The sequence below is a fragment of the Methylobacterium sp. 391_Methyba4 genome (assembly GCF_029691625.1).
GTDB classification, from domain to species: Bacteria; Pseudomonadota; Alphaproteobacteria; order Rhizobiales; family Beijerinckiaceae; genus Methylobacterium; species Methylobacterium fujisawaense.
Genome location: NZ_CP121475.1, coordinates 3,305,701 through 3,318,869 on the forward strand (window position 1 = coordinate 3,305,701; position 13,169 = coordinate 3,318,869).

Below are 13,169 nucleotides of genomic sequence, written 5' to 3' on the forward strand. Positions count from 1 at the left end.
GGGCCTCAGAGCGACTTCAGGATGCTGTCGACGACCTTCTTGGCATCGCCGAACAGCATCATGGTGTTGTCCCGGAAGAACACCTCGTTCTCGACGCCCGCATAGCCGGAGCCCATGCCGCGCTTGATGAACAGCACGGTCTTGGCCTTCTCCACATCGAGGATCGGCATTCCGTAGATCGGCGAAGCCTTATCGGTCTTGGCCGCCGGATTGGTGACGTCGTTGGCGCCGATCACGAAGGCGACGTCCGCCTGCGGGAACTCGCCGTTGATGTCCTCCAGCTCGAACACCTCGTCGTAGGGCACGTTCGCCTCGGCGAGCAGCACGTTCATGTGGCCCGGCATGCGCCCCGCCACCGGATGGATGGCGTACTTCACGTCGACGCCCTCCTTCTTGAGCATGTCGGCCATCTCGCGGAGCGAGTGCTGCGCCTGGGCGACCGCCATGCCGTAGCCCGGGACGATGATGACCCGCTCGGCATTCTTCATGATGTAGGCGGCGTCGTCGGCGGAGCCCTGCTTCACGGGGCGCGTCTCGACCTGGCCCGTGCCGGCCGCCGCGGTGTCGCCGCCGAAGCCGCCCAGGATGACCGAGATGAACGACCGGTTCATCGCATGGCACATGATGTAGGACAGGATCGCACCCGAGGAGCCCACCAGCGAGCCGGTGATGATCAGCGCGAGGTTGCCCAGGGTGAAGCCGATGCCGGCTGCCGCCCAGCCCGAGTAGGAGTTCAGCATCGACACGACCACCGGCATGTCGGCGCCGCCGATCGGGATGATGATCAGGCCGCCGAGGACCAGCGCGGCGATGACGATCAGCCAGAAGATCGCCTTGGACTCGGTGCCGATGAACAGGGCGATGAGCAGGACGAGGCCGGCGGCCAGCAGCGCGTTGATGAGGTGGCGCTGGGGCAGCATGATCGGCTTGCCGGACATGCGTCCGTCGAGCTTGGCGAAGGCGATCACCGAGCCGGTGAACGTGATGGCACCGATGGCGACGCCCAGGCCCATCTCGAACAGCGACTGCTTGTGGAAGTGGCCGTTCTCGATGATGCCGAAGGCCTGCGGCGCGTAGAGCGCGCCGGCCGCCACGAAGACCGCGGCGAGACCGACCAGCGAGTGGAAGGCGGCCACAAGCTGCGGCATCGCGGTCATCGGCACGCGCTTGGCGATCACCGCGCCGGCGCCGCCGCCGATGCCGAGGCCGAGGAGCACGAGGATCCAGGCGCCGAACCCGGCCGGCGGGTGGCCGACCAGCGTGGTGAGGATCGCGAGACCCATGCCGACCATGCCGTACAGGTTGCCCTGCCGGGAGGTGGTAGGGTGCGAGAGCCCCCGCAGCGCCATGATGAACAGGACGCCGGCGACGATATAGAGGAGGGAGGAGACGTTCTCAGACACCGGCTCAGCCCTTCTTCTTGTACATGCCGAGCATGCGCTGCGTGACGAGGAAGCCCCCGAAGATGTTCACGCTGGCGAGCACGATGCCGATGAAGCCGAAGAACCGGGCCAGTCCGGTGCCCTTCTCGATCAGGGGAACGCCGACCGCCAGGATCGCGCCGACGATGATCACCGACGAGATCGCGTTGGTGACCGACATGAGCGGCGTGTGGAGCGCCGGCGTCACCGACCAGACCACGTAGTAGCCGACGAAGATCGCCAGCACGAAGATCGCGAGCCGGAACACCGTGGGATCCACGGCGCCGCCGGTCGCGGCACTGAGCCCGTGGCCCATGCCGTCGGCGATGGCCTGTGCCTGGTCGGCGGCGTTGCGGGCCACCGCGGCCGCCGCGCGCGCGGCGTCGGCCAGCACGCGGGCCTGATCGGCTGCCTGATCGGGAGGGACGATGACGGTTGCCATTCTGCTACTCCTCTCGGCCGGGCTTCACTGTGCGCCGGCCGGAGCGGCCGTGCCGGTCTCCGGCTTGGCGAGCCCCACGGACGCGGCTTCCGAGGTCGCTCCCTCGGTCTTGGGCTGGAAGGATGCGTGGACGACCGAACCGCCGCGGGTGAGGTTCGTGGCCTTCACCAGCTCGTCGTCCCAGTTGATGGCGAGCGCTTTCGAGTCCTTGTCGATCAGGGTCTCGACGAAGGCGTAGAGATTGCGCGCATAGAGGCTCGAGGCTGTCGCGGCGAGGCGCCCCGGAACGTTGACGTGGCCGACGATCTTCACACCGCGGTCGTTGGTGACGACCTCACCGGCCTTGGCGCCGGCGACGTTGCCGCCACGCTCCACCGCGAGATCCACCAGGACCGAACCCGGCTTCATCGAGGCCACCATCTCCTCGGACACCAGCTTGGGAGCCGGGCGTCCGGGGATCAGCGCCGTGGTGATGACGATGTCCTGCTTGGCGATGTGGCCCTTGACCAGCTCCGCCTGCTTCTTCTGGTATTCGGCCGACATCTCCTTGGCGTAGCCGCCCGCGGTCTCGGCCTGCTTGAACTCGTCGTCCTCGACGGCCACGAACTTGGCGCCGAGTGATTCGACCTGTTCCTTGGTGGCGGGCCGGACGTCGGTGGCCGTGACCACCGCGCCGAGGCGGCGGGCGGTCGCGATGGCCTGGAGACCGGCCACGCCGACGCCCATCACGAAGACGCGGGCGGCCGGTACCGTGCCGGCGGCGGTCATCATCATGGGCATCGCCCGCCCGTACTCGGCGGCACCGTCGACGACCGCGCGGTAGCCGGCGAGGTTCGCCTGCGAGGACAGCACGTCCATCACCTGGGCCCGGGTGATTCGGGGCATCAGCTCCATGGCGAAACCGTCGACGCCGGCCTCGGCCATCGCCTTCAGGGCCGCCTCGTTTCCGTAGGGGTCCATGATCGCGATCACGGTGGCGCCGCGCTTCAGCTGCGGCAGCTCTTCGGCGCTCGGTCGGCGGACCTTGAGCACGAGATCGGCGTCACCGGCGGCGTCGGCCGCGCTGCCAGCGATGCTGGCGCCGGCCGCCTCGTACTCGCTGTCGAGGATGCCGGCTCTCTTGCCCGCACCGGACTGCACCACGACATCGGCACCGAGCGAAATGAACTTCTTGACGGTCTCAGGAACCGCGGCGACGCGCGGCTCCGCGGAGTCCGTCTCGGACAGCACAGCAATGCGCATGCGAGGGTTCCCCTGGAAAAGCTCGGCCTTCGAATGCGCGAACCGGCGACGCTTTTCGAGAGGCGGATCTACGATACCGCGTTGGAAGCGGCCGGAATGTAACTTGTGCTCAATTTAATTGCCAACAATGCGTCAGCGGCCCGCTCGGCGAATGCGAGCGAGCTCCTCATCCGAGGCAGCCAGCGAACCGGCCGCTCGGGCCTCGCTTCAGGCGAAGAACAGGTAGAGGACGAGGAGGATGCCCACGACCAGCGGCGCACGCCAGCCGACGGCCGGCGCCAGGGCACCGACGGCTCCTGCCGCTCCAGCGACGATCACGCCGACGATGGCCAGCAGCCACGCCTCGCGGATTCCGCCGATCGCAAGGGCCAAGACCCAGCAAATCACGACGCCGGTGGCAATTTCGACGAACCGGACGAACCCGCGATAGGTCTGTTCGTGAGTCCTCGCGTCCATCGCCGGGCTGTAGGTGTGCCCGGCCACCGTGTCACTCTCGGCCATCGTGCGCTCGTTTCCCTAAGACGCGACTTCTTGCGGTCAGGGTCGGATGTAGCTCAAGCGTTTATCTGCCGCAATCGGACGCACGCAAGTTGATCGCTCTCTCGGTGGATCTTCGATCCCGATCAGACCGGTTCCGGCAATCCCGCCTCGGCAAGGGCCCGGCCCTGGCGATCCGACAATTCGTCCAGCGAGAAATGTTCGATCTCGGCCTCGAACAACCGGTGGTAGTTGAGTTCCGACCTGAGGTGGAGAAACACCGCGCCGAGGCCGACGGCGGCGCGGTCCATGAAGACGAATTCCTGCGGAACGGTCACGGGTCCGCGCTCCTTCAGCGCCTGGTGGACCTGGAAGGCCTGCCGCCGGCCATATTCTCCGGGCTTCACCCCGTCCGCGACTGTGCGGGTCCGATCCTCCAGCAGGGGGCCGTAGATGAACCGGGCCCAGATATTCAGGATCTCGATCTTCTCCTTGTCGAGGTCCTTGAAGCCCCACACCTCGTAGGCGTGGACGATGCGGGCCTCGTCGTTCTCCAAGAGGCCGCGATACAGATCCACGACACCGCCCACGAATCGCGGATGGAAGATGCGGACGCAGCCGTAATCGAGCAGGTTGATGCCCGCGGCCTCGCCGCCTTCTGAAAAGACGGTGTAATTGCCGAGATGCGGATCGCCGTGGATCACGGCCGCGCGGCTGAACGGGTGCCACCACGCCTTGAACATCGCCTGGGCGATCCGGTTGCGCACCTCCACCGGCTCGTCGGCGAAGCCCAGGATCTTGTCTCCGTCGAGCCAGCCGAGCGTCAGGAGGCGCTTGGTGGAGAGGTCCGGAAAGACCCGGGGCACGCGCACCGCCGCGATGTCCTTCAGCACGGCCCCGTAGAGTGCCGCGTGCTTGGCCTCACGTTCGTAGTCGAGTTCCTCGCGGACCCGGGCGCCGATCTCCTTGGCGATCTCGCGGGTGTCGAGCCACGTGTTCATCCGGCGATGCAGCGCGAAGGCGACTTCCAGCTGCTTCAGGTCGGCCTCCACGGCCGATTGCATGTCCGGATACTGAAGCTTGCAGGCGAGCCGTTCACCATCCTGGGCGGTTGCGCGGTGCACTTGGCCCAACGAGGCGGCGGCTGCGGGTTTGAGGTCGAAGCTGCCGAAGCGGCTCTGCCACCCGGCTCCGAGTTCCGATTGCATCCGGCGCCGGACGAAGGCCGCGCCCATCGGCGGCGCGTCGGCCTGGAGCTTCTGCAACTCGGTGGCGTATTCCGGGGGCAGGAGGTCGGGGACGGTGGCCAGCAACTGCGCCACCTTCATGATCGGACCTTTCAGCCCGCCCAGCGCCTGCGCGAGCGCGGCCGCGTTGGTCGTGCCCTCCTTCCCGAACAGCCGTGCCATGGCCATGCGAGCGGCCACGCCGCCGACATTGGCGCCCACGCTGGCGTAGCGCCCGGCACGGGCGGAGAAGCGGTTGGCTTCGCGGTCGGTCTCGGCCATCTCTCGATCTGCTTGTCGTGTGATGGTCCGGAGATAAGCCGCGCCCCCGCGTGAACCAGGGGCGTGGGGCCCTGCGCCGCGGGGGGGGCACCCCGGGGCGTCGCTGTCAGGGCTGGCCTTCCATGCCTTCCAGTTCGGCGATCATCCCTTCGATCATGCCGAGCCCGATCTGCCAGAAGCCCGGATCCTTCGCGTCGAGCCCGAACGGCGCAAGCAACGTGCCGTAGGGCTTGGAGCCGCCTGCCGCGAGCAGCGCGAAGTAGCGCTCCACGAAGCCCTCCTCCGCCTGGGCGTAGACGCCGTAGAGCGAGTTCACCAGGCAATCGCCGAACGCGTAGGCGTAGACATAGAACGGCGAATGGATGAAGTGGGGGATATACGCCCAGAACGGCTCGTAGCCGGAATCCAGCGTGATGGCCGGACCGAGCGACTCGGCCTGCACGGACAGCCACAGGGCATTGATCTGATCGGTGGTCAGCTCGCCCTTCGCGCGGGCGAGATGCACCTTCCGCTCGAAAGAGTAGAAGGCGATCTGGCGCACCACCGTGTTGATCATGTCCTCGACCTTGGCGGCGAGCATGGCCCGGCGCTGGCTCGTGTCGGTGGTGGCGGCGAGGAGCCTGCGGAAGGTCAGCATCTCGCCGAACACGCTGGCGGTCTCCGCGAGCGTCAGGGGGGTCGGCGCCATCAGGGCGCCGTTCGGCCCGGCGAGAACCTGGTGGACGCCGTGGCCGAGCTCGTGCGCCAGCGTCATCACGTCCCGCGGCTTGCCCTGGTAGTTCACCAGGACATAGGGGTGAACCGACGGCACGGTCGGATGCGCGAAGGCGCCCGGCGCCTTGCCGGGACGGGTCGGCGCGTCGATCCAACGCTCATCGAAGAAGCGCTTCGCGATCCCCGCCATCTCCGGCGAGAACGCGTCGTAGGCGGAGAGAACCGTGTCGCGGGCCTCCGTCCAGGGGATCGTCCGCTGCTCGACCCGCGGAAGAGGCGCGTTCCGGTCCCAATAGGGCAGCGTCTCCTGCCCGAACCACTTCGCCTTCAGCTTGTAGTAGCGGTGGGAGAGCCGCGGATAGGCCGCCCGTACGGCGTCGACGAGGGCTTCCACCACCTCGGGCTCGACCCGGTTCGACAGGTGGCGCGCGTCCGCCACGTCCTTGAAGCCGCGCCAGCGATCGGAGATCTCCTTGTCCTTCGCCAGCGTGTTGGTGATCAGCGTGAAGACGCGCAACTGCCCGCGCAGAACCTCACTGATCGCACCGGCCGCCTCCTCGCGGACGGCTCCGTCCGGGTCTTGGAGCTTGTTGAGCGTCGGCTCCAGCGGCATCTCCTCGCCCTGCACGGTGAAGCGCAGCGAGGCGATCGTCTCGTTGAACAGACGGTCCCAGGCGGCGTTCGACGTGACCGACTTCTCGAGGAAGAGCTTCTCGGTCCGGTCGTCGAGCTGGTGCGGCTTCTCCTTGCGCAGGTCCTCGATCCACGGCGCGTAGTGGGCGAGGGGCCCCTCCGCCATCGCGGCATTCATCGCCGCGTCGTCGACGCGGTTCAGCTCCAGGGCGAAGAACAGGAGATCCGCGGAGGCGCTGGTCAGGCGCTCGCGCGTGTCGCCGTAGAACTTGGCCCGTGCCTCGTCGGTGGTATCGCCGGAATAGACGAGACCCGCGAAGGACATCAGCTTGCCCAGCAGGTCCTCGATCCCCTCGTAGGTGCGCACGGCCTCCGCCAGTCGGGCGGACGCCTCCGGTCCCGCGGCGAGCTCGGCTATGCGGCCGGCATAGAGTTCGGAGAACCGGCGGCACTCCTCCTCGGCCCGGGTCATGTCGCCGGAGAATTTGGGGTCATCGAGGCCGGAATAGAGGTCCGACAAATCCCATTCCGGAAGATGGCCGAGGTCGGCAGCCTTCGCGGCGGCGCGCGCGGCGCTCACGCCCTCCGGCAGGCGGACAGTCACCGGCGATGCGGCGTGGCTCGGCATCATGTCGTGCAATCCTCTCTAAGGGCAGCGGCCCCGTACCCTGATATCGAGCGTGCCGCCACGCGTTCAACGCGGCGTGTCGGTTCGAAGCCCCGCGCGATCGTCGTCGACACGATGCAAACGTCGTTAAGCGCCACTTTACGTCTGTGGGTCACCCTACGGCTCGAAACGAAACAGTCGCCGAATCGGAGCCCGTGACGGGGTTGAGCCCATGTCGCGAGCCCGGCCTTCGCGCGCCGTTCAGGGAGCCGCCATGTCCGCCACCGTGCTCATTGTGGACGACGATCCGGTCCAGCGGCGTCTCGCCGAGGCGGCGGTGCGCCGCTTCGGCTTCGAGCCCCGGGTCGCCGAAACGGGCGCGGACGCACTGGCCCTGCTCCGGTCCGAAGGCGCGGACGTCGTGCTCCTCGACCTCGTCATGCCGGGTCTCGATGGGCTTGGCGTGCTGGCCGAGATGCGCAAGAGCGGCCTCGCCACCCCGGTGATCGTCCAGACCTCCAACGGCTCCATCGACACGGTGGTCGGCGCCATGCGGGCCGGCGCCGTGGACTTCGTGGTCAAGCCTGCGGGTGCCGAGCGGCTGCAGGTCTCGATCAAGAACGCCCTGCGGGTCGATACGCTGGAGGAGGAGGTGCGCCGCATGCGCCGCCGGGCCTCCGGAGCGCTGACCTTCAAGGATCTCACATCCAAAAGCCCCGACATGGAGCGGCTGATCCGCCTCGCCGAGCGGGCGGCGAAATCGAACATCCCGGTCCTGATCGAGGGCGAGTCCGGCGTCGGCAAGGAGGTGCTGGCCCGGGCGATCCAGGGATCCGGCGACAGGCGCGGCAAGCCGTTCGTGACGGTCAATTGCGGGGCGATCCCCGAGAATCTCGTGGAATCCACGCTGTTCGGTCACGAGAAGGGCGCGTTCACCGGTGCGACCGAAAAGCATGCCGGCAAGTTCGTCGAGGCCTCGGGCGGTACGCTCTTCCTCGACGAGATCGGCGAGCTTCCCCTCGACGCGCAGGTCAAGCTGCTCCGGGCCCTGCAGGAGGGCGAGGTGGATCCCGTCGGCGGCAAACGCTCCGTGCGGGTGGACATCCGCCTCGTCTCCGCCACCAACCGATCGCTGCTCGACCTCGTCAAGCAGGGCAAGTTTCGCGAGGATCTCTATTATCGCCTGAACGTCTTCCCGATGACGCTGCCGCCGTTGCGGGCGCGCCGCGAGGACATACCGGACCTCGTTCGCTCGTTCTGCGCGCGGTTCTCGGCCGAGGAAGGCAAGCGCGTGCGGGCCATCACGCCGGAGGCGATGGCGCTGCTGACGCGCTATCCCTGGCCGGGGAATGTCCGGCAGCTGGAGAATGCCCTGTTCCGCGCTGTCGTGCTCGCGGACGGCGACGAGCTGACCGTGGCCGAATTCCCCCAGATCGCCGCGCAGGTGGAAGGCTTCGACGTCCGCATCCCGGCCCTGCCGGTTCAGACGCAGATGCCGGCCTACGCCCCCGAGCCCGTGCGCGAGATCGTCCGCGTGGAGGTGCGCGACCCTCATGCCATGTCCCTCGTGACCGAGGAGACCGGCGAGATGAAGCCGATGGACGTCCTGGAGGCGGAGATCATCCGCTTCGCGCTCCAGTTCTATCGGCAGCGGATGTCGGAGGTGTCGCGTCGCCTCGGCATCGGTCGCTCCACCCTCTACCGCAAGCTCAAGGATCTGGGCTTGGAGGACGACGCAAAGACCGAGGACGCGGCCTGATCGAGCGCCGCGTGCGCTAACGCACCGACCGCATTCGGTCGGCGCGGTGGTGCGGGAAATTCACCTGATGCTGCACGCAATCGACCGACGATTAGGTAGATCATAAGCTGAGCAGCATTAGAAATGACACATTCATCTGCGCGACAGAGGTTCTATTCGCGACGACTGCGGTTGCTGAAAGCCACGCTTGCGCGGATAATCACACTCTGAGCGTGCGGTCCTGCCGCCGCACCCCGGGAGATCACGATGCGCGTCCCGCGCTCCAGCCTCATGGCGCTGGCCGCCCTTCTCTGCGGTACGCTGGCCCCGGCCGCCTCGCTTCGTGCGGAGACCGTCTCGCTGGACCAGCCCTCCGCCGATGTCCCGGCATCGCCAGCCGCCGCGCCGCCTGCGCAGGCGGCTCCCTCGGCTCCGGCCACGACGGCGCTACCCGACTACAAGCCTGAGGCACCGGCGGCCGAGCCGGCACCGGCCCCCGCCGCCACGGCGCCGGTCGCCCCAACGGATCCGCTCGGTGCTGCGGTCTTCGCCCGCTTCGCGGATCCCGCCCCCCTTCTGCTCCGTCTGACCGGCAAGGATCGCGATGCGATCCGGACGTTCTACGAAGCCCGCACCTACAAGCCGCTCTGGATCTCCGGCGGGGCGTGGACCGAGGCTGCAAAGGCGGTGTCGGCCCGGCTGGCGGCTGCCGCCGAGGACGGTCTCGACTCGCGTGCCTACACGGTCCCGTCGCTGCCCGATAAGCCGGACGAGAAGGCGCTCGCCGATGCCGATCTCCGCCTGTCCGCGGCGGCCGTGCTTTATGCCCGGGACGCCCGTGGCGGCCGCGTCAACCTGGCCTCGATCTCGCGGCTGATCACGCCGCATCTCGATCTTCCCGCCGGGGACGCGGTGCTGGCGAAGCTCGATGAAGCCGGCGCGAAGGCGGGCGAGGCGCTCCAGGGCTACAATCCGGCGACGCCCGGCTATCTCGCCCTCAAGGCGCGTCTCGCCGCCCTGCGCGGTCCCGTGGCGACCGCCGTGAAGCCGCTGCGTCTTCCGGCCGGGCCGGCCTTGCGCGTCGGCATGCGCGATGCCCGCGTGCCGCTGCTCCGGACGCATTTCAATCTGGAGAGCCGCCCGGCCGGAACGTTCGACAAGCCCCCCGGCGAGCCGGACGAGTACGATACCGTCGTCGCCGACGCGGTCGCGAAGTTCCAGCGCGGCCGCGGGCTGCCGGGCAACGGGGTCCTGAACGTCCAGACGGTCCTGGCCCTGGCCGATGCCGGTCGCGCCGCACGCCCGACGGGGGGCGACGCCGAACTCATCGTCAACATGGAGCGGTGGCGGTGGCTTCCCGGCGATCTGGGATCCGACTACATCCTGGTCAACGTCCCGGAATACCGCCTGCGCGCCTACCGGGGCGGCGTCCTGCGCGATGAGGCGCGGGTCATCGTCGGCAAGCCGGAATCGCGGACGCCCCTGTTCTCGGGGCTGATGGAATACGCGGTCGTCAACCCGTCCTGGTACGTGCCGCCCTCGATCCTGAAGACGATGGCGCCGAAGCTCGCCGGCTACGGTGGCAAGACCTGGGGGGGCTACGAGGTCGTCCGCCGCGGGGGGCACATCTCGCTCCGCCAGCCCCCCGGCGAGCGCAATGCGCTCGGCTTCATCAAGTTCATGTTCCCGAACCAGCACGCGGTCTACCTGCACGATACGCCCAACCGCTCGCTGTTCTCAGCCTCGAAGCGGGATTTCAGCCACGGCTGCGTGCGCGTCGACGACCCGTTCCGCCTTGCCGACGCGGTGCTGCCGGACTGGTCTCAGGACAGGTTGAAGAAGCTGATCGGCAAGGGCGAGCGGACGATCCGGCTGCCGGAGAAGCTGCCGGTCCATCTCGCCTACTTCACCGCCTTCGTGGACGATGGCGGCACCTACCGTACCTTGCCGGACCTTTACGGCTACGACGCGCCGATGCGCGCGGCCCTCGGGCTGCCCGGCGGCGGCGGACCGGCGATCGCCCGGCTGCCGGACGAGCCGCCGCGGCGCAAGGCCGAGCCCGCCCCGAAGCCGCCCGTGGCGCGGACGGTCCATCGCCGCGCGCCCGAGCGCCCGGTGGCCAATGCCGAGGCGTGGCCCGAAGGGCGCTACGAGGAAGCGGACACGCGGCGCCGGTCCCTGCGCCGCGCCGCCCGGGCCGACAGCGCGCCGGAATACGGCGAGCCCGGGCTCTGGACGCCTGCGCCGCAGCAATCGGCGCCACGCGGGTGGTGGTAGGCCACCCGCGGAACCCGCAACTTTCGCGTGCGCAGACGCACAGCCGGGCACGATTTCGCCACGGTCGAGCCTTAGCCGTTTCGACCGACAGCCTGGGCTGAGATGCGTTCGGGCGAGGGTTTCGGGAGAGGATCAGGACCGTCGTGCCCAGTCTCCCGCGTCCCCTCCGTCACCTCGCCCTCGGCTTGTCCGGCCTCTTGCTTGGAGTGCTGGTCGGGACGGCCGAAACCGAGGACGCGGTGGCCAACGGCGACACCCGCTCGTTGACCATCTACCACACGCACACGCAGGAAAGCGCGACCATCACGTTCAAGCGCGATGGCCGCTACGACCGCGCGGCCCTCGATCAGCTGAACTGGCTGCTCCGCGATTGGCGGATCAACGAGCCCACCAAGATGGATCCGCGGCTGTTCGATACGGTCTGGGAGGCCTATCGCCAGGTCGGCTCGTCGCAACCGATCCACATCGTCTCGGCCTATCGGTCTCCCGGCACCAACGCGATGCTTCGCCGCCGCTCCAAGATGGTGGCCGAGTACAGCCAGCACATGCTCGGCAAGGCGATGGACTTCTTCGTGCCGGACGTCTCGATCGACCGGATCCGCGAGGTCGGGCTCCAGATGCAACGGGGCGGCGTCGGCTGGTATCCGCATGCCGGAACGCCCTTCGTGCATCTCGATGTCGGTTCCGTGCGGATGTGGCCGCGGATGACCCACGATCAGCTCGCCCGGCTCTTCCCCGACGGCAAGACCGTGCTGCTCCCGAGCGACAACCGTCCCTTCCCGCGCTACGAGGAAGCCAAGGCCGAGATCCTGGCCCGCGGCGGTACCGTGGCGGGGATCACGACCCAGATGGCCGGCGGCGAGGAAGAAGACGGTCCCGGCCTGTTCGGCTTCCTGGCGAGTCTGTTCGGCGGCGGTCGATCCAGCCCCGAGCCCGCTCCGGCACCGCCGCCGGTGGCGGTCGAGAAGAAGGGACAGCGCGCCCCCGTCGTCGCCGTGGCGAGCGCTGATCCGCAGGATCCGGTGGGCGCACGGACGGCCCTCGCCTATGCGGCCCCCGCCACCGACGACGCGCTGCGCGGTTCGCTGGCGGCGCGGGCTCAGGCGAAGAGCGCGGAGATCAAGCCGTCCGATGCCAAGTCGCTCCTGACGGCCGATCAAACCGCGCCCGCCGACGAGGCCATGCCGGCCGTCACGACGCCGCTGCCGCCGCGGCGTCCCTCGAACCTCGCAGCCGCGGTCGCGAGCCTGAACATGCCGCTTCCGCCACCGCGCCCGGTGCAATTCGCGGCGCTCGAGCGCGGGATGGCCAATCTTCCGTCCGCGAGCGAGATTCGCGCCCTCGGCAAGCCCACGGCGCCGGACCCGGTTCGTCCGCGTTCGCTCGTGGCTCCGGACGCGGACGCGAAGGCCCAGCTGCGCGCCCTGTTCGATTCCGTGTCCGCCGGTCCCGTTGCGACGCCGGCGAGCCGCGCTGTCCCCGTGCATGTGGCTGCCACGCGTCTCCGCGGTGCAGCGCCCGACTCGGTCGTCGCTGCGGTTCCGGACCGCGTCACGACGCGGTTCAGCACGCGCAGTCCGGGCGATGACCTGACAACCCGGTTTACCGGCTCCGCCGCGCGCGCCTTGCCCGGAGCACGCTGATCGAGGCGTCGGTCTGACGGGGAGGTGCGCTTCGCCTGCCCGTCCGCGTCGGACGGCTCGTGCGGGGTGGCCAGAGCGCCCGTTCGACTCAGCGCAGGGGCTTGGACAGGTTGACCGCCAAGGCGCCGACCAGCGTTGCCGCGTAGCTGTCGTCCTGCGTCCCGGCGATGCGTTCGGCTTCGCCACCGCTGTTGGCCGCGACCGACATCATCAGCATCACGGCGGTCACCAAGCCGCCCAGACCGCCGACCAGGGCGAGATACGCACGGACGGCCGCGCGCGGCACCGACACGGCCGCATCGGTCCCGGTGAGGCACAGCGGCGATGGGCTGTGAGACATCTTGACGGCCGATTCTGACGGGCGACGTTGACCCGACGCAGGCCGAATAGGCGCACGCCAGACCGCCTCGTTCAACGAAAGAACGCCTCACAAAGAGTCGAGTTCAACCGAAAGGCGAGGTTTTTCC

10 protein-coding genes are annotated in these 13,169 nt (G+C 68.6%); 3 read left to right on the forward strand and 7 right to left on the reverse strand.

Features of this window, described 5'->3' with window-relative positions; genetic code table 11:
- Positions 1 to 5: 5 nt before the first annotated feature.
- From P9K36_RS15540 to P9K36_RS15565, 6 genes are all read right to left on the reverse strand, one after another.
- Positions 6 to 1,403 (reverse strand): NAD(P)(+) transhydrogenase (Re/Si-specific) subunit beta, encoded by a 1,398-nt coding sequence (locus tag P9K36_RS15540; protein ID WP_043357739.1) that lies wholly within the window; start codon positions 1,401 to 1,403, stop codon positions 6 to 8.
- Positions 1,404 to 1,407: 4 nt separating this feature from the next.
- Complete coding sequence (locus P9K36_RS15545; protein WP_043379880.1) at positions 1,408 to 1,863, reverse strand: proton-translocating transhydrogenase family protein; 456 nt, start codon at positions 1,861 to 1,863, stop codon at positions 1,408 to 1,410.
- A gap of 24 nt (positions 1,864 to 1,887) precedes the next feature.
- Positions 1,888 to 3,105 (reverse strand): Re/Si-specific NAD(P)(+) transhydrogenase subunit alpha, encoded by a 1,218-nt coding sequence (locus P9K36_RS15550; protein WP_043357735.1) that lies wholly within the window; start codon positions 3,103 to 3,105, stop codon positions 1,888 to 1,890.
- Between the two features lie 207 nt (positions 3,106 to 3,312).
- Positions 3,313 to 3,606: an aa3-type cytochrome c oxidase subunit IV gene (locus P9K36_RS15555; protein WP_043357734.1), complete on the reverse strand. Its 294-nt coding sequence runs from the start codon at positions 3,604 to 3,606 to the stop codon at positions 3,313 to 3,315.
- Positions 3,607 to 3,728: 122 nt separating this feature from the next.
- Positions 3,729 to 5,090 (reverse strand): AarF/ABC1/UbiB kinase family protein, encoded by a 1,362-nt coding sequence (locus P9K36_RS15560; protein WP_043757960.1) that lies wholly within the window; start codon positions 5,088 to 5,090, stop codon positions 3,729 to 3,731.
- Positions 5,091 to 5,196: 106 nt separating this feature from the next.
- Complete coding sequence (locus P9K36_RS15565; RefSeq protein WP_278305446.1) at positions 5,197 to 7,068, reverse strand: M3 family oligoendopeptidase; 1,872 nt, start codon at positions 7,066 to 7,068, stop codon at positions 5,197 to 5,199.
- Between the two features lie 250 nt (positions 7,069 to 7,318).
- On the opposite strand from P9K36_RS15565, the gene P9K36_RS15570 reads away from it, so the two are divergent.
- The 3 genes from P9K36_RS15570 to P9K36_RS15580 all read left to right on the forward strand — a co-directional run bounded on the left by P9K36_RS15570 (position 7,319) and on the right by P9K36_RS15580 (position 12,702).
- The gene (locus P9K36_RS15570; RefSeq protein WP_043357728.1) at positions 7,319 to 8,803 is read left to right on the forward strand and encodes a sigma-54 dependent transcriptional regulator; all 1,485 of its coding nucleotides are present in this window, start codon (positions 7,319 to 7,321) and stop codon (positions 8,801 to 8,803) included.
- Positions 8,804 to 9,049: 246 nt separating this feature from the next.
- Positions 9,050 to 11,059, forward strand: a complete 2,010-nt coding sequence (locus tag P9K36_RS15575) for a L,D-transpeptidase family protein (RefSeq protein WP_278305447.1) — start codon at positions 9,050 to 9,052, stop codon at positions 11,057 to 11,059.
- Positions 11,060 to 11,202: 143 nt separating this feature from the next.
- Positions 11,203 to 12,702: a DUF882 domain-containing protein gene (locus tag P9K36_RS15580; RefSeq protein ID WP_278305448.1), complete on the forward strand. Its 1,500-nt coding sequence runs from the start codon at positions 11,203 to 11,205 to the stop codon at positions 12,700 to 12,702.
- An 88-nt stretch (positions 12,703 to 12,790) separates the two neighbouring features.
- Here the strand turns inward: P9K36_RS15580 and P9K36_RS15585 are convergent, their stop codons facing one another.
- A complete protein-coding gene (locus P9K36_RS15585) occupies positions 12,791 to 13,042 on the reverse strand; it encodes a hypothetical protein (RefSeq protein ID WP_075380394.1) in 252 nt (83 codons plus the stop codon).
- Positions 13,043 to 13,169 lie beyond the last annotated feature (127 nt).

Coding starts and splice junctions, on each gene's coding strand:
- P9K36_RS15545 (WP_043379880.1), bottom strand. CDS start 1,863: ATGGCAACCGTCATCGTCCCTCCCGATCAGGCAGCCGATCAGGCCCGC.
- P9K36_RS15550 (WP_043357735.1), bottom strand. CDS start 3,105: ATGCGCATTGCTGTGCTGTCCGAGACGGACTCCGCGGAGCCGCGCGTC.
- P9K36_RS15555 (WP_043357734.1), bottom strand. CDS start 3,606: ATGGCCGAGAGTGACACGGTGGCCGGGCACACCTACAGCCCGGCGATG.
- P9K36_RS15560 (WP_043757960.1), bottom strand. CDS start 5,090: ATGGCCGAGACCGACCGCGAAGCCAACCGCTTCTCCGCCCGTGCCGGG.
- P9K36_RS15565 (WP_278305446.1), bottom strand. CDS start 7,068: ATGATGCCGAGCCACGCCGCATCGCCGGTGACTGTCCGCCTGCCGGAG.
- P9K36_RS15570 (WP_043357728.1), top strand. CDS start 7,319: ATGTCCGCCACCGTGCTCATTGTGGACGACGATCCGGTCCAGCGGCGT.
- P9K36_RS15575 (WP_278305447.1), top strand. CDS start 9,050: ATGCGCGTCCCGCGCTCCAGCCTCATGGCGCTGGCCGCCCTTCTCTGC.
- P9K36_RS15585 (WP_075380394.1), bottom strand. CDS start 13,042: ATGTCTCACAGCCCATCGCCGCTGTGCCTCACCGGGACCGATGCGGCC.